We start from the raw sequence: 15,930 nt of genomic DNA on the forward strand, positions 1-15,930 counted from the left end.
CGTGACGCCATCACCGGAAAGCCAGCCGCGCGCCATCGAAGGGCGCGAAGAACTTGCCGCTATCCGCCTGCAACTTTTGGCAGCCACCCGCTACAAGCTGGCGATCTATCTGCCGGCCTTGCCGGCGGACGTGCTCAGCCGGCCAGCGGAACTGGCCGAGCTGCGCCGGATTGCGACCTCGGGCCGCGGCGCGGAGATCCGCCTCGTGCTAGGCGATCCGGCAGCAGCCCTGCGCTCCGGCCACCGTTTGATTGACCTGGCACAGCGGGTTCCCAGTACCTTACAAATCCGCATGCCGGTCGAGGATGACGCAAGCACCATTCGGAACAGCCGGGCCTGGCTGCTCAACGACAGCCTGGGCTACCTGTTTCTACCCGATGCCGAACGGCTTGCGGGGCGGGCGGCCTTGAGCGACGGTCCGGGACTGGCGCCTTTGCTGCTGCAATTCGACCAGTTGTGGGGGCGAGCCGTGCCGGCTACCTCATTGCAGCCCCTCGGCTTATAGACCCCTGGCTGAACGGCCATGAAGACGGGCCACCAGTCCGCCGGCCAGCCAACCGAGGGAAAAACGGCCAGGCCTTGCCATCATTGGACTTGCGCTCACCGGCGCAAGACCGGCTCGTTCCATTCCGATCGTCAATCGGCTTGCCGCGCCGCAGCAGCCACAGGCTATAATTAACAGGATTTTTCGCCAGCGAACCGCCACGATCAGGCGGTCGCTGCAGGCCCCCTTCCCTGCCGGTGGTGACGTGAGCACAAACCTGATCCGCGAGTTCTTCGAATCCTCGCAACTCGCAGGCGGCAACGCCGATTACGTTGAATCGTTGTATGACGCATGGCTTGCCGACCCCCAGTCGGTACCCGCCGAGTGGAATACTTACTTCAAGACCTTCAAAGGCCGCGAGTCGGGAGATATTTCTCACACCGCGGCCATTGCGCGTATAGAAGCCGCGCAAAAGCAGCGCTTTGCCGTTGCGGCGGCCACCCCCGCCAGCGACGAGCACGCACGCAAGCAGGCAGGCGTACTGCGCTTGCTGACCGCCTATCGTTCGCGCGGCCATCTCGCCGCCGACCTCGATCCGCTGGGCCTGGCCCACAAGATGGAAGCGCCCGACCTCGGCCTGGCATTCCACGGGCTCTCGGACGCGGACCTGGATACCGAATTCGACTGCGGCAATTTCGCCGGTGGCGGCCAGCCCATGAAGTTGCGCGAGCTGTACGCCCGCCTGAAGCGCATCTACACCAGTACGGTGGGTGCGGAGTTCATGTACATCTCCGACCACACGCAACGTAACTGGATCTACTCGCACCTGGAGCGAGCCAACGCCAGCCTGGACAAGGCGGGCAAGCAACGAGTGCTCGACGGGCTGACCGCGGCCGAAGGCCTCGAGCGCTACCTGCATACCAAGTATGTCGGCCAGAAACGCTTTTCGCTGGAAGGCGGCGACAGCCTGATCCCGATGGTGGATGAGGTAGTCCGTGCTGCCGGCGACAACGGCGTCAAGGACCTGGTCATCGGCATGGCCCACCGCGGCCGCCTGAACGTGCTGGTGAACATCCTCGGCAAGCCGCCGAAAACCCTGTTCAACGAGTTCGAAGGCAAGTTCGAACACCACGAGGACGATCCGGCCCATTCCGGCGACGTGAAATACCACATGGGCTTCTCTGCCGATGTGCGCACGCCCAAGGGCGGTGTGCACGTCGCCTTGGCGTTCAATCCGTCGCATCTGGAAATCGTCAATCCGGTGGTCGCCGGCTCCGTCCATGCGCGCCAGGTTCGTCGCCGCGACCATGAGTGCACGCAATCGCTCGCCATGCTCATCCACGGCGACGCCGCGCTGGCCGGCCAGGGCGTGAACATGGAACTGTTCAACATGTCGCAGGCGCGCGGCTTCAAGATTGGTGGCACGCTGCACATCGTGGTCAACAACCAGGTCGGCTTCACCACCTCCAATCCGCAGGACGCGCGTTCCACGTTGTACTGCACCGATCTTGCCAAGATGGTCAACGCGCCGGTGTTCCATGTGAACGGCGACGATCCGGAAGCGGTGATCCAGGTCACGCGCCTGGCCTACGAATTCCGCAAGCAGTTCCGCAAGGATGTGGTGATCGATCTGGTGTGCTACCGCCGCCACGGCCATAACGAAGCCGACGAACCGGCCGCCACGCAGCCGGTGATGTACCAGATCATTCGCAAGCGCCCGACCACCCGCGAGCTTTACTCGCAGCAATTGGTGAAGGAAGGCGTGCTGGCCGAAGGCGACGCGCAAAAGCAGTTCGAGGCTTACCGCGACCGTCTCGAAGCGGGCGCGGCGATGACCGACCTGCACCCGTCCCTGACCAAGGATGTGGAAGTGGACTGGAGCCAGTTCATCGGCGGCAAGCTCTCCACGCCGGCCAACACCACCGTGCCGAAGAAGAAGCTGGTCGAACTGGCCCAACGCATCCTGGACGTGCCGAAAGACCTGACGCTGCAATCGCGCGTGGCAAAGATCTACGACGACCGCCGCAAGATGGCCAGTGGCGAGCTGCCGGGAGACTGGGGTTTTGCCGAGAACCTCGCCTACGCCACGCTGATCGACGAAGGCCACAACCTGCGCATGGTCGGCCAGGATTCGGGCCGCGGCACCTTTTTCCATCGGCATGCCGTGCTGCACGACCAGAAAGATGGCCGCACTTACATGCCGCTGGCGACGCTGCGCCCGGATGCCAATGTCGAGGTCATCGATTCGCTGCTCAGCGAAGAAGCGGTGATGGCCTTCGAGTACGGCCACGCCACCACCGATCCCTACACGCTCAACATCTGGGAAGCGCAGTTCGGCGACTTCGCCAATGGCGCACAGGTGGTGATCGATCAGTTCATCAGCTCCGGCGAGGCAAAATGGGATCGCCTGTGCGGATTGGCCCTGTTCCTGCCGCACGGTTACGAAGGCCAGGGACCGGAGCACTCGTCCGCCCGCCTGGAGCGCTTCCTCCAGCTTTGCGCGCTGGACAACATGCAGGTTTGCGTGCCGACCACGCCGGCCCAGGATTTCCACATGATCCGCCGGCAAATGTTGCGCCCGGTGCGCAAGCCGCTGATCGTGATGACGCCGAAGTCGCTGTTGCGCCACAAATTGGCCGTGTCTACGCTGGACGAGCTGGCCAACGGCAGCTTCCAACTGGTGATCGGTGAGCATCGCGAACTGCCGGCGAAGAAGGTCAAGCGTGTGGTGCTGTGTTCGGGCAAGGTCTACTACGACCTGCTGGAGGATTCGGAAAAGCGTGAACTCAAGGACGTCGCCATCGTGCGCGTCGAGCAGCTCTATCCGTTCCCGCGTCCTGAAGTAGTGGCCGAACTGGAAAAGTATCCGGCGGCCAAGGAAGTGATCTGGTGCCAGGAAGAGCCCATGAACCAGGGGGCCTGGTTCCAGATCCGGCACCATTTGCAGGCCTGTGTCGGCAACAAGCAAAGCCTCTCTTACGCCGGTCGTGCACGATCCCCGGCGCCGGCGGCCGGCCATCTCAACGATCACATTGCCGAACAGGCGTCGCTGGTCGAGCAAGCGCTGGTCGCACCGATCGGCGACGATCAATCTGCTGAATAATATCCAGGATTCTCGCGCTCACGGATGAGCGACCAACCCCAGGATCATCTATGTCCACCGAAGTCAAAGTCCCTGTTCTGCCCGAGTCCGTCTCCGACGCCACCATTGCCACCTGGCACAAGAAAGCCGGTGACGCGGTCAAGCGCGACGAGAACCTGGTCGACCTGGAAACCGACAAGGTCGTGCTGGAAGTGCCCGCTCCGGTCGATGGCGTGGTCAAGGAGCTGAAGTTCCAGGCCGGCGACACCGTAAACAGCCAGCAGGTGATCGCGATCATCGAGGAAGGCGCTGTGGCAGCCGCACCAGCCCCTGCGGCGGCGGCGCCCGCACCGGCCGCACCGGCCCCCGCCCCATCCGCGCCGAAGGCTGCCGCCAAGGGCGCCGAAGATCTTTCCCCCGCCGGCCTGCGCGTGGCTACCGAGCAGAGCATCGACCCGTCCAAGGTCTCCGGTACCGGCCGCGACGGGCGCGTGACCAAGGAAGACCTGGTCAATTACGGCAAAGGTGGCGCCCCCGCCGCAGCACCGGCCACGGCGCCGACGCCAGGTTCGCGTCCGGAAGAACGTGTGCCGATGACGCGCATCCGTGCCCGCATCGCCGAACGTCTCATGCAATCGAAGAATTCGATCGCGATGCTTACTTCGTTCAATGAAGTGAACCTCGCCGAAGTCACCAAGATGCGCAAGACGCTGGGCGAGCAGTTCGAAAAGGCAAACGGCGTGAAGCTCGGCTTCATGAGCTTCTTCGTGAAGGCAGCGGCCGAGGCGCTCAAGCGCCACACCATCGTCAATGCTTCGGTCGATGGCAACGACATCATCTATCACGGCTATCAGGACATCTCGATCGCCGTGGCTACCGAAAAGGGGCTGGTGACGCCGGTGCTGCGTGACGTGCAGAACATGAGCTTCGCCGACGTCGAGCGCGGTATCGCCAACTACGCCAAGAAGGCGCGCGAAGGCAAGCTGGGGCTGGAGGACCTGCAAGGCGGCACCTTCACCATCACCAACGGCGGCACGTTCGGTTCGCTGCTGTCGACACCGATCGTCAATCCGCCGCAAAGCGCGATCCTGGGCATGCACACCATCAAGGAGCGCGCCATCGTTGAGAACGGCCAGGTGATCGCCGCGCCGATGATGTACCTGGCGTTGAGCTACGACCACCGCATCATCGACGGCAAGGACGCGGTGCTGTTCCTGGTCGATATCAAGAACCAGCTGGAAAATCCACAGCGCATGCTGCTCGGCATGTGAGCGCCCCGCTCACATACGACTAGGCAATGAAACTCCGGTGGCGGGACGTGCGCAAAGTCGCACGCTCGCCACAAAGACAAAGCTCCCTTGATGCGCTTTTTGTGAGCGCACCACGTTTCAAGGAAAAATCATGAGCGATAAATTCGACGTCATCGTCATCGGCGCCGGCCCTGCCGGATATGTGGCCGCGATCCGCGCCGCCCAGCTGGGCCTGAAAACCGCCTGCGTGGATGCCTTCGTCGGCAAGGACGGCAAGCAAGCGCTGGGCGGCACCTGCCTCAACGTGGGCTGCATTCCTTCCAAGGCACTGCTTGATTCGTCCAAGCAGTACTTCAATCTGTCGCACAATCTTCCGGCGCACGGCATCACGGTCGAGAACGCGAAGGTCGACATGGGTACCTTCATCGGCCGCAAGGACAAGATCGTCAAGCAATTCACCGGCGGCATCGGCCAGCTGTTCAAGGCCAACAAGATCACCCCGTTCTTCGGCAAGGGCAAGCTGCTGAAGGGCAATAATGTCGAGATCACCGGCAACGACGGCAGCAAGCAGACGATCAGCGCCACCAATGTCATTCTGGCCCCCGGTTCGGTGCCGATCGAGCTGCCCTTTGCCAAGTTCGACGGCAAGAACATCATCGACAATGCGGGCGCACTGGACATCAACGAAGTACCCAAGCGCCTGGGCGTGATCGGCGCCGGCGTGATCGGCCTGGAACTGGGCAGCGTATGGAACCGCCTGGGTTCGCAGGTAACGATCCTGGAAGCACTGCCGGATTTCCTCTCGGTCGCCGACGCCGACGTCGCCAAGATCGCCGCCAAGGAATTCGCCAAGCAGGGCCTGACGATCAAACTCGGCGCCAAGCTGACCAAGGCCGAGGTCAAGAAGAATGAAGTCGCACTGACCTATGAAGACAAGGACGGCTCGCACGAACTTGCCGTCGACAAGCTGCTGGTGGCTGTGGGTCGCCGTGCCTACACCGAGGGCCTGCTGGCCGACGACACTGGCGTGAAGCTCGACGAGCGCGGACGCATTGCGGTGGACGAACACAACCATACCGGTGTGGATGGCGTGTGGGCGATCGGTGACGCCGTGCGCGGCCCGATGCTGGCGCACAAGGGTTCCGAGGAAGGCGTCGCCGTGGCTGAATGGATTGCCGGCAAAGCCGGCCATATCAATCTTGAGACGGTGCCGTGGGTGATCTACACCGAACCGGAAATCGCCTGGGCCGGCAAGACGGAGAAGCAGCTGAAAGATGAGGGAGTGCCGTACAAGATCGGTACCTTCCCGTTCGCAGCAATCGGCCGCGCCGTGGCCATGAATGAAGCCATTGGCCAGGTAAAAGTGATCGCCCATGCCGAAACCGATCGCCTGCTCGGCGTCCACATGGTCGGCCCTGGCGTGTCCGAGCTGATCGCCGAAGCCGTGGTGGCGATGGAGTTCAAGGGCTCGGCCGAAGATCTGGCCCGCATCGTTCACGCGCATCCGACCTTGTCCGAGGCCGTGCACGAGGCCGCGTTGTCGGTCGACAAGCGCGCGATCCACAAGGGCAACTGAGGCATAGCGGCTGTGCTCGACGGCTCGCTCGTGGCGACATGAGCGGGCCGTCGCATTTTTCCAGGGTGCAAGCGTCCAGCCTCCGAATATCAAGTGCCTGCATGGGCTGAAACTTACGCAATGATGCTATCGCGATTCATCGCTGCTCCTCTTTCCATCATCCCATGAGCCTCTTATGCCTCAACCCACGGCCCTGTGCGTCTATTGCGGCTCCAACTCCGGCAGGCATCCTGAGTATGTCGAAAGCGCCCATGCTTTCGGTACGGAGCTGGCGCGGCGCGGTATAGCGCTGGTTTACGGCGGAGGAAAAGTAGGCCTGATGGGCACCGTCGCCGATGCGGTACTGTCGGAAGGAGGCAAGGTTATCGGCGTCATCCCACGCCAATTGGTGGAACGCGAGGTGGCACATCCCCGTCTCACGGAAATGCATGTGGTCGAAACCATGCACCAGCGCAAGACGCGCATGTACGAATTGTCGGACGCCTTTGTCGCCCTGCCCGGGGGTTTCGGGACCATGGACGAGATGTTTGAAATGCTCACCTGGGCACAATTGGGCTTGCACAAATACCCATGCGCATTTTTTGATGTGCGGGGCTACTACACGCAGCTGCGCGAGATGATGGATCACATGGTGCACGAGAATTTCGTTCGCAAGGCGCAGCGCGAAAGCATCTGGTTCGGTGATTGCATGGAGACATTGTTCGACTGGATGGCTCATTATGAGAGTGGCTATATGCCCAAGTGGATCGACAGCAGCAGCGTCGAAGCCTGAAACCTCCCATGCCTTGCACGGACATTCGCCATGACCGCTTCCAATGACTTCCGCGCCTTCCGCATCCATAACGATGCCGGTTACCGCGCAAGCATCGAGACCATGAATACCGATGCGCTCAGTGCGGGCGAAGTGCTGGTGAACGTGGCGTATTCGTCGGTGAACTACAAGGACGCCCTCGCCGGAACCGGCAAAGGCAGAATTCTGCGTCAATTTCCACTCAACGGTGGCATCGATGCCGCGGGGGTGGTGGCAGCCTCCACCGATCCGGCCTTCAAGGAAGGCGACCGGGTGCTATGCACCGGCAGCGGCCTTTCGGAAACGAGCGATGGCGGCTACGGTGAATACGTCCGGCTGTCCTCGCAATGGACGATTCCCTTGCCTGAAGGACTGGACCTGCGCCAAAGCATGATCCTGGGCACGGCTGGCTTTACCGCCGCACTGGCACTGCTGCGCATGCAACACAATCGCCAGTCGCCCGCGCTCGGACCGATTGCCATCAGCGGCGCCAGTGGCGGCGTGGGCATGCTGGCGATCGACATCTTCAGCCGGGTGGGCTACGACGTGCACGCCATCAGCGGCAAGGCCGAGCATTTCGATTTCCTGCGCAGTCTCGGTGCGGTGGAGTGTATCGACCGCCACACATTGAGCTTCAGCGGCAAGCCGATGGATTCGGCCCGCTTTGGCGGCGCGCTGGATAACGTGGGCGGCCCCATGCTCGCCGGGTTGCTGCCGCAGATCGCTCCCTATGGCAATGTCGCCATCTGTGGCAATGCTGGCGGCATCGCCTTCGACAGCACGGTCATGCCGTTCATCATCCGCGGCGCCAGCCTGCTCGGCATAGCCTCGGCGGGTACTCCGCGCGACCTGCGTGACGAGGTATGGCAACATCTGGCCAGTGACTGGAAACCTCGCCATCTTGACCGTATCGCCACCCGGGAAATCAGTCTTGACCAGCTTCCAGACGTATTCGAGCGTATGCTGGCAGGCGACTCGTTCGGCCGCACTGTTGTGCGTATTGGCAAGGCGTGATGCGCCTAAGGCAACACTGATCAAGTACCGCCGCCGTCATCCGTCCTGGCGGCTCGCAGACCACACGGCCATCGGCAAGGGCAGACTGGCGGCCGTCGAGACGGCCGACCGCACTCGGCTTGAGGTGCGAGGAAGGGATGGACAGACAGAACGGGCCCGACGTGTTGAATTTCACGTGGCGGGGTGATGGCAATACTTGATCAGTATTGCCTTAAACTTGGAAGCGTCGCCGCGGCGACTTAGAATTGACGAATCAACAAGGGGACTCCCAGCTTATGGCACGCATCCTGATTGTCGACGACTCCCCGTCGCAGCTTCTTGGCATCAAGCGCATCGTCGAAAAGCTCGGCCATGAAACGCTGACAGCCGAAGACGGCGCGGCCGGTGTCGCGGTAGCGAAGCAGGAAAAGCCATCGCTGATCCTGATGGACGTGGTCATGCCCAACCTCAACGGTTTCCAGGCCACCCGCACGATCAGCAAGGATCCCGAAACCGCGCACATCCCGATCGTGCTGGTCACGACCAAGGATCAGGACACCGACAAGGTTTGGGGCATGCGCCAGGGCGCGAAAGCCTATGTGACCAAGCCGATCAAGGAAGAAGAATTGATGGCCGTCTTGAAGGAACTGCTTCCAGCGTGATTCCCCGCGCAGGGTGAATAGGGAGCGGCGAAAGCAAAGTGGCGCTTTTCCGTTCTCTATCCACCACTGGCGATTTCCCTGCTTAGCGCCTCGGATCGTATTGCGCGAACTGCGCGCGCAACGCCTCGTATGCCTCGCGCTGCGATTCGCTCTCTGCCGCGGGCACCCGGATCGATACCTCCACCAATTGGTCACCGGGCGGATGGCCTGGCAGGCCGCGCCCCTTCAGACGCAACTTGCGGCCCGATTGCGTGCCCGCAGGTATGCGCAGGTCGACGGTGCCGGCCAGGGTAGGCACCGGTACCGCAGTACCCAACGCCGCTTCCCACGGGCTGACCGGCAAGACGTGCAATACGTTGCGGCCGTCCAGCTTGAAGCGCGCGTCCTCGCGGATACCGACTTCAAGCAGTAAATCCCCATTCGGGCCACCCGCCATGCCAGGCTGTCCCTGTCCGCTGAGGCGGATCACCTTGCCCGGCTGGATGCCCGCGGGAATCTTTACCTCCAGGATCCGCTCGCTGCCACTGCCATCGTCCAGGCTCAGCCGCGTGCGTCCACCATCGAAGGCGGTCTGCAGGTCGATTTGCACGTGGGCCTGCACGTCACGGCCCCGCCGCGCGTGGGATGCCCCATGCCTGCCGGATGCCGCGCGGCCGAACAGACTTTCGAAGAAATCGCTGAAATCACCCTCGCCGGCTTCGCCAAAATCGAAGCCCTGCCCTTGCCCCCAGTTCGGCGGGGGCCGGAATTGCTCGCCCGGCCTGTATCCACCGGCGCGTAGCTGGTCGTAGGCCCGGCGTTTTTCTGTATCGCGCAATACTTCATTGGCCTCGTTGATCGCCTTGAATTTGTCTTCGGCGCCGGCTTCCTTGTTTTTGTCCGGATGATACTTGCGCGCCAGCTTGCGATAGGCCGCCTTGATGTCAGCCTCGCTGGCATCGGGCTTCACGCCCAGGATGTCGTAATAATCTTTGAATTCCACTGCCACTCCCCGGCACTGATCTAGGGATGCTCTGATCCATTCTACGCAGGTGTCACCGTGGCTGTCTGTCGAGACGGCGCACCGAAGGCATGCGGATAGACAGCCACGACCCCAACGTATTGAATTTAGATTGATGGGTTGATGTCCAGAATGGATCAGAGCATCCCTTGGCAACACGCACAGACCGCCACGGATCATCGTCCGTGGCGGTCACCTTCGCAATATCAATCGATATGCGCGGCTATGACTGCGCGGTGTTGATGGTGATGCGGCGTGGTGCGGTTTCCGCCTTCTTGGGTATCACAATTTCCAGCACGCCATGCCTGCCGTTAGCGCTGACATTCTCGGCATCGGCACTGTCTGGCAGACTGAAACGGCGGTGGAAACTGCCGTGCGCGCGCTCTACCCGGGTAAAACGCCCACCTTGTTCATTTTTCTCGACCGTGCGTTCACCCTTGATGGTAAGCACGCCCTTTTCCATGCTTACTTCGATGTTGGCCGGGTCGATACCAGGCACATCCACGAAGATCACGAAGCGCTGGTCTTCCTCCTTGATGTCCACGCGCGGCGCCCACTGGCTGGTTACCACGTTGGAGGCGTCGCTTTCCCCCTGCTGGAAAAAGCGATCGAACATCTGGCGAATGTCCGAGGGCAGGGTCGCTGTCGTATCCCAAATTGCGTTGCGGCTCGTAGTCATATGCTTTCACCTCAAATGGTTGCGGTGGCGGCCACCGCCTGGGCGCTAAATAGTTCCGCTCCCCCGTTGTTTCAAGGCGACAGCTCTCCCCGCTGGCGGTAGCATGCGCGGCGTTGCCATGGCTTCAGCGAGCGCGTTCATGACCATCCAGATCGGCCAGACCCTGCCGGATATCGACATTGCCGTCATCGACGTGGACGTCGACATCCGACGTGCCTCCACCGCGTCGCTGTTTACCGGGCGCAAGGCGGTACTGTTCGCCATGCCCGGCGCCTTTACCCCGACCTGCTCGGAGCGCCATCTGCCGGGTTATGTAAAGCACTACGAGGCCTTCAAGGCGCGGGGGGTGGAGGTGTATGGCATGGCCGTAAACGACGCTTATGTCATGAAGGCCTGGGCCGCTTCGCAGCACACACCCGCCGGCCTCCTATTGCTGGCCGATGGAAACGGAGCATTTACCTCGGCGCTCGGACTGGAAACGGATGGCAGTGCCTATGGCCTGGGCCTGCGAGCACGTCGTTTTGCCTTGTACGCGGACGACGGCATGGTGGAGCAACTGTATGTGGAACATCCGGGCGAGCTCCGGGTGACCACCGCCGAAGCGATGTTAGCCGCGCTACCGCCTCGCTGATAATTCCTACAAAACAAAGAGATTAAAATCACATTACGAAGGTAGCTTCGCCTACAGAATCATTCTGCAGAACATGCGCACAGCTGAGCGCCCAGGCAAACCGCCTGTGCCATGGGACAGCGAGCCGCCACTTCTCGGAGAATGATTTTCATGAAAATCCTTGCGTTCGCGATGCTGATTTTCACTTCATCGTTGGCGTTTACCAGCCAGGCCACGACGGTATCGGGCGGAGTCATCTACTTCACTGGAGTAGTTTCAGTACCGGCGTCAGCAGCCTTGGTGGATCGTTCACCAGGGCCGGTGAGTTCCGGACACAGCAGCCAGGTAAACACGCTGGAAAGCGCCCGTCGCATGCTCTTCAGCGACTTGCTCGATTACTACGCGACCTATGCACCCAAAAATGCCAAGGTGGTCAGCGCGACTTATAACTGAGTCATCCTCATCGGAGCCACTGACAGGCGAAGCAAGGCGGCGATTGACGCTACATGTGCTTATCGGCAACAACAAGAAAGCCCCGGCAATCCGGGGCTTGATCTCTTGCCAGCGGGTTATTCCGCAGCTCCCGTGTCCATAGAGCCGGATTGCACTGGCGGAATGCTTTCATCCGTTTCGAGTTCGTCGCCATTGCCCTCGTCGGCATCCAGCCGCACTACGCTCACCAGCGATTCGTCAGCCGGCAAGCGGATGAGCGTCACACCCTGGGTATTACGGCCGAGCTGCGAGACTTCCGTTACGCGAGTGCGCACCAAGGTGCCCTGGTTCGAAATCAGCATCAGTTCGTGCGCTTCCGAAACTTGCGCCGCAGCGACGAGGGCGCCATTGCGATCCGAACATTGGATGCCGATCACGCCCTGTGTCCCGCGGCCTTTCTTGGGGAATTCATCGAGCTGGGTACGCTTGCCGTAACCACGCTCGGTGGCGGTAAGAATGTCGCCTTCAGCCGCAACGATCAACGATACGACTTCAGCATCCTCGGCCAGCTTCATGCCGCGCACGCCGGTGGCGGTACGTCCCATCGAACGCACCTCACCTTCGTCGAAACGCACGACCTTGCCATTGGAGGCGAACAGCAGGATATCGCTGTTGCCATCGGTAAGTTCGACGCCGATCAGCGCGTCGCCCTCGTCCAGGTTGATCGCGATCTTGCCTCTTTGCAATTGATAGGCGAATTCGGTAAGCGGCGTCTTCTTTACAGTGCCCTGTGAAGTGGCAAAGAAAACATAGCGATCTTCACTGTATTCGTGCACCGGAAGGACGGCTTGCACTTTCTCGCCTTCAGCCAGCGGCAGCAGATTTACCATCGGCTTGCCGCGCGCGTTCGGGCCAGCCTCTGGCATCTGGTACACCTTCAACCAGTAGACACGGCCGGTGCTGGTAAACGTGAGCAATGTGTCGTGCGTATTGACCACCCACAACTGCTCGACAAAATCCTCTTCTTTCAACGCTGATGCCGAACGACCTTTGCCGCCGCGGCGTTGGGCGCGATAGAGGTTGGCGGGCTGGCGCTTGACGTAACCGGCATGCGATAGCGTGACGACCACGTCTTCCGGCGCGATCAGGTCCAGCACGTTGAGATCTTCCTGAGAATGCTGGATCTCGGTGCGGCGTTTGTCGCCGAATTCCGTCTTGATGGCTTCGAGTTCATCGCGGATCACGGCCAGCAAGCGCGCAGGATCTTCCAATATCTGGATCAGGCCATGGATGGTGTCGAGGATCTGGCGATATTCGTCCGAGAGCTTTTCCTGCTCCAGGCCGGTCAGGCGATGCAGGCGCATGGCCAGGATTTCCTGGGCCTGCGTGTCGGACAGCTGGTAGCCATCCGCTTTCAGGCCATCGCGCGGATCCATGTCTTCCGGACGCGATGCCTGCGCACCTGCAGCGGCCAACAGCGACCCCACCATGCCCGGTTGCCACTTGCGCGCCAACATGCGTTCGCGCGCTTCCTGCGGCGATGCCGAGGTCTTGATCAGCTCGATCATCTCATCGATGTTGGCGAGCGCGACAGTGAGGCCTTCGAGGATATGAGCGCGGGCGCGGGCCTTGCGCAACTCGAAAATCGTGCGCCGGGTGACGACTTCGCGGCGATGACGGATGAATGCCTCAAGGATTTCCTTGAGGTTGAGCGTGCGCGGCTGGCCGTCGGCCAATGCCACCATATTGATGCCGAAGGTAACCTGCAGCTGGGTCTGCTGGAACAGGTTGTTGAGCACTACATCGGCCATTGCATCGCGACGGATCTCGATGACCACGCGCATGCCATCCTTGTCGGATTCGTCGCGCAGTTCGGAGATGCCTTCAAGGCGTTTTTCCTTGACCAGTTCGGCGATCTTCTCGATCAGCCGCGCCTTGTTCACCTGGTAGGGCAACTCGTGGACGAGGATCGTCTCGCGACCGTTGGCTTCGGTCTCGATCTCGGTACGGGCGCGCACCAATATACGGCCTCGGCCCGTGCGATAGGCTTCGACGATACCCGCCGCGCCATTGATGATGCCGGCAGTGGGGAAATCCGGGCCCGGCACGTACTGCATCAGTTCGTCGACGGAAAGCGAGGGCTCATCGATCAGCGCGATCGTCGCGGCGACGACTTCGGTGAGATTGTGCGGCGGCACGTTGGTCGCCATGCCCACCGCGATGCCTGCCGAACCGTTCACGAGCAGGTTCGGCACGCGCGTGGGCAGTACCAGCGGTTCGTGTTCGCTTTCGTCGTAGTTGGGGCCGAAATCGACGGTTTCCTTGTCGATGTCGGCCAGCAGCTCGTGGGTGAGGCGCGCCATGCGCACTTCGGTGTAACGCATGGCCGCGGCATTGTCGCCATCGACCGAGCCGAAATTGCCTTGACCGTCGACCAGCATGTAGCGCAACGAGAACGGCTGCGCCATGCGCACGATCGCATCGTAGACCGATGCATCGCCGTGCGGGTGGTATTTACCGATCACGTCACCGACGACACGCGCGGATTTCTTGTAAGGCTTGTTATAGGCATTGCCCAACTCGTTCATCGCGAACAATACGCGCCGATGCACCGGCTTCAGGCCGTCACGCACATCCGGGAGGGCGCGTCCCACGATCACGCTCATGGCGTAATCGAGGTAGCTCTGGCGCATTTCGTCTTCGATATTGACGCGAATGACTTCTTTGGCGAGCTCTGCCATCAATAGGCTTCCCTGGTAACGAATAAGAGCCTCGCGACAGGCGTGTCATACGCTTGTCGACAAGGGTCAGGCGGTAGCTTGAAAGTGTACCACAACGGCGCTCGAAAAGTCCTTATTTAAGCCTTTTAAATCAACAAGTTATGAGCGAGATTTGGCGCGCCGGAAAAGCAGTGTCCGGGCGCTCGCAAAATTGACGAGCGCAGCAAAAAGCGAACCGACGCCGACGGCCAGCGCCGGCCACCGGTGCAGGCTTGGAAATTCCATCAGGCAGACCACGAAAGCGGCGTAATTCACTATGGCCCCGCCACTCATCAAGGCCATCCAATGCAGCCATTCGGCCGGCAAGGAGTGACCACTCTGGCGTGCGGCAAACGTACGGCTGCGATTCCACCACCACGTGGCGGTAGCCGCCAGCAGGAAGGAAATCACCCTGCCGGCATAGGGATTGAAGTGCACAAAACTGACCAGCAATTGCACGATGCCCGCGTCGATGACAAAGCCGATCAGCCCTCCGACCGCGAACAGCATCACCTCGTGACGCAACCTCATGCGGCGAACACGGCTCGCATGCGTTCGGCGCTCGGCTGTTCGATGACGCCGCGCTCCGTGACGATGGCATCGATCAGGGAAGCGGGCGTGACATCGAACACCGGGTTCCAGGCCTGGGCACCCTCGATCACCGTGCGGCGTCCCGCCACGCTGAGCAGTTCGGCCGCATCGCGCAATTCGATCTCGATGTCATCGCCCGAAGCGGTGGCCATGTCGACGGTGGACGACGGCGCGACGACCATGAATTTCACGCCGTGGTGGCGGGCCGCAATGGCCAGCTGGTAGGTACCGATCTTGTTGGCGGTATCGCCATTGGCGGCAATGCGGTCCGCGCCGACAATCACCCATTTCACCTCACCGGCCTTCATCAGGTGCGATGCGGCCGAATCGGCAATCAGTTTCGCTGGAATGCCATCGCGGACCAGTTCCCACATGGTCAGGCGCGCACCTTGCTGCCAGGGCCGGGTTTCTCCCGCATAGACATGGAGAATGCGCCCAGCAGTGACGCCAGCGCGAATCACGCCTAGTGCCGTACCGTAGCCGGAGGTCGCCAGCGAACCGGTATTGCAGTGGGTCATGACGCTGGAACCCGGCTCGATCAGGGCCGCGCCCAATTCGCCCATGTGGCGATTGGCGGCGAGGTCTTCGTCCTGGATCGCCTGGGCCTCACGCTCCAGCGCCGCGGCGTCCGCACCTGCATCGATACGCGCCTTCATGCGATCGAGCGCCCACATCAGGTTCACCGCCGTGGGGCGGGCTGCGCGCAATTGCGCCAATGCCTGATCCAGGTGGGTACCTCGCTGCGCGGCAAGCACCACGCCCCAAGCTGCGGCAATACCGATGGCGGGCGCGCCGCGCACGGCCAGATCCTGGATCGCCTGGGTGACAGCCTCTGCATCATGGCAGTCAAGCCACTGCTCTTCGGCGGGCAGCAGGCGCTGGTCCAGCAGGCGCAGGTAATCGCCACACCATTGCACGGCGCGGATGGAGTCGTGGGTCTGGGTAAGGGAGGCAGAAGTCATCGCGCCATTCTATCAGGGCAACAAGACTCGATTGGAGCCTGGAATAAGCAAGCATGGGAC

General features: G+C 61.5%; 14 protein-coding genes. 9 read left to right on the plus strand and 5 right to left on the minus strand.

Annotation, left to right across the window (positions count from 1 at the left end):
* Nucleotide 1: 1 nt before the first annotated feature.
* The 7 genes from ISP15_RS02035 to pilH all read left to right on the plus strand — a co-directional run bounded on the left by ISP15_RS02035 (nucleotide 2) and on the right by pilH (nucleotide 8,837).
* Nucleotides 2-505, plus strand: coding sequence for a DUF7931 domain-containing protein (locus tag ISP15_RS02035; protein WP_404544532.1), 504 nt, complete (start codon nucleotides 2-4; stop codon nucleotides 503-505).
* 244 nt (nucleotides 506-749) lie between these two features.
* Nucleotides 750-3,587, plus strand: coding sequence for a 2-oxoglutarate dehydrogenase E1 component (locus ISP15_RS02040; RefSeq protein ID WP_404544534.1), 2,838 nt, complete (start codon nucleotides 750-752; stop codon nucleotides 3,585-3,587).
* Between the two features lie 50 nt (nucleotides 3,588-3,637).
* Nucleotides 3,638-4,837, plus strand: a complete 1,200-nt coding sequence (odhB, locus tag ISP15_RS02045) for a 2-oxoglutarate dehydrogenase complex dihydrolipoyllysine-residue succinyltransferase (protein ID WP_404544535.1) — start codon at nucleotides 3,638-3,640, stop codon at nucleotides 4,835-4,837.
* 130 nt (nucleotides 4,838-4,967) lie between these two features.
* Complete coding sequence (gene lpdA, locus ISP15_RS02050) at nucleotides 4,968-6,392, plus strand: dihydrolipoyl dehydrogenase (protein ID WP_404544537.1); 1,425 nt, start codon at nucleotides 4,968-4,970, stop codon at nucleotides 6,390-6,392.
* A 175-nt stretch (nucleotides 6,393-6,567) separates the two neighbouring features.
* The gene (locus ISP15_RS02055) at nucleotides 6,568-7,164 is read left to right on the plus strand and encodes an LOG family protein (RefSeq protein ID WP_404544538.1); all 597 of its coding nucleotides are present in this window, start codon (nucleotides 6,568-6,570) and stop codon (nucleotides 7,162-7,164) included.
* A 30-nt stretch (nucleotides 7,165-7,194) separates the two neighbouring features.
* Nucleotides 7,195-8,196 carry a YhdH/YhfP family quinone oxidoreductase gene (locus ISP15_RS02060; RefSeq protein WP_404544540.1) on the plus strand — a complete coding sequence of 334 codons (1,002 nt, stop codon included), beginning with the start codon at nucleotides 7,195-7,197 and terminating at the stop codon, nucleotides 8,194-8,196.
* A 275-nt stretch (nucleotides 8,197-8,471) separates the two neighbouring features.
* Nucleotides 8,472-8,837 carry a twitching motility response regulator PilH gene (pilH, locus tag ISP15_RS02065; RefSeq protein ID WP_404544542.1) on the plus strand — a complete coding sequence of 122 codons (366 nt, stop codon included), beginning with the start codon at nucleotides 8,472-8,474 and terminating at the stop codon, nucleotides 8,835-8,837.
* 82 nt (nucleotides 8,838-8,919) lie between these two features.
* Here pilH and ISP15_RS02070 read toward each other — a convergent pair whose 3' ends face one another.
* Both ISP15_RS02070 and ISP15_RS02075 read right to left on the minus strand, forming a co-directional pair.
* A complete protein-coding gene (locus ISP15_RS02070; protein ID WP_404544544.1) occupies nucleotides 8,920-9,819 on the minus strand; it encodes a DnaJ C-terminal domain-containing protein in 900 nt (299 codons plus the stop codon).
* A 241-nt stretch (nucleotides 9,820-10,060) separates the two neighbouring features.
* Nucleotides 10,061-10,516 carry an Hsp20/alpha crystallin family protein gene (locus ISP15_RS02075; protein WP_404544546.1) on the minus strand — a complete coding sequence of 152 codons (456 nt, stop codon included), beginning with the start codon at nucleotides 10,514-10,516 and terminating at the stop codon, nucleotides 10,061-10,063.
* 139 nt (nucleotides 10,517-10,655) lie between these two features.
* On the opposite strand from ISP15_RS02075, the gene ISP15_RS02080 reads away from it, so the two are divergent.
* Both ISP15_RS02080 and ISP15_RS02085 read left to right on the plus strand, forming a co-directional pair.
* Nucleotides 10,656-11,147 (plus strand): peroxiredoxin, encoded by a 492-nt coding sequence (locus ISP15_RS02080; RefSeq protein ID WP_404544550.1) that lies wholly within the window; start codon nucleotides 10,656-10,658, stop codon nucleotides 11,145-11,147.
* Nucleotides 11,148-11,297: 150 nt separating this feature from the next.
* Nucleotides 11,298-11,579, plus strand: a complete 282-nt coding sequence (locus ISP15_RS02085; RefSeq protein ID WP_404544554.1) for a hypothetical protein — start codon at nucleotides 11,298-11,300, stop codon at nucleotides 11,577-11,579.
* 116 nt (nucleotides 11,580-11,695) lie between these two features.
* Here the strand turns inward: ISP15_RS02085 and gyrA are convergent, their stop codons facing one another.
* The 3 genes from gyrA to mtnA all read right to left on the minus strand — a co-directional run bounded on the left by gyrA (nucleotide 11,696) and on the right by mtnA (nucleotide 15,870).
* Nucleotides 11,696-14,299 (minus strand): DNA gyrase subunit A, encoded by a 2,604-nt coding sequence (gene gyrA / locus ISP15_RS02090; RefSeq protein ID WP_404544555.1) that lies wholly within the window; start codon nucleotides 14,297-14,299, stop codon nucleotides 11,696-11,698.
* A 138-nt stretch (nucleotides 14,300-14,437) separates the two neighbouring features.
* Nucleotides 14,438-14,848: a GtrA family protein gene (locus tag ISP15_RS02095; protein ID WP_404544557.1), complete on the minus strand. Its 411-nt coding sequence runs from the start codon at nucleotides 14,846-14,848 to the stop codon at nucleotides 14,438-14,440.
* Nucleotides 14,845-15,870, minus strand: a complete 1,026-nt coding sequence (mtnA, locus tag ISP15_RS02100) for an S-methyl-5-thioribose-1-phosphate isomerase (protein ID WP_404544559.1) — start codon at nucleotides 15,868-15,870, stop codon at nucleotides 14,845-14,847. Before mtnA ends, ISP15_RS02095 begins: the two co-directional genes overlap by 4 nt.
* Nucleotides 15,871-15,930: the final 60 nt, after the last annotated feature.

The organism is Dyella jejuensis (assembly GCF_044904675.1).
GTDB lineage: Bacteria > Pseudomonadota > Gammaproteobacteria > Xanthomonadales > Rhodanobacteraceae > Dyella_B > Dyella_B jejuensis.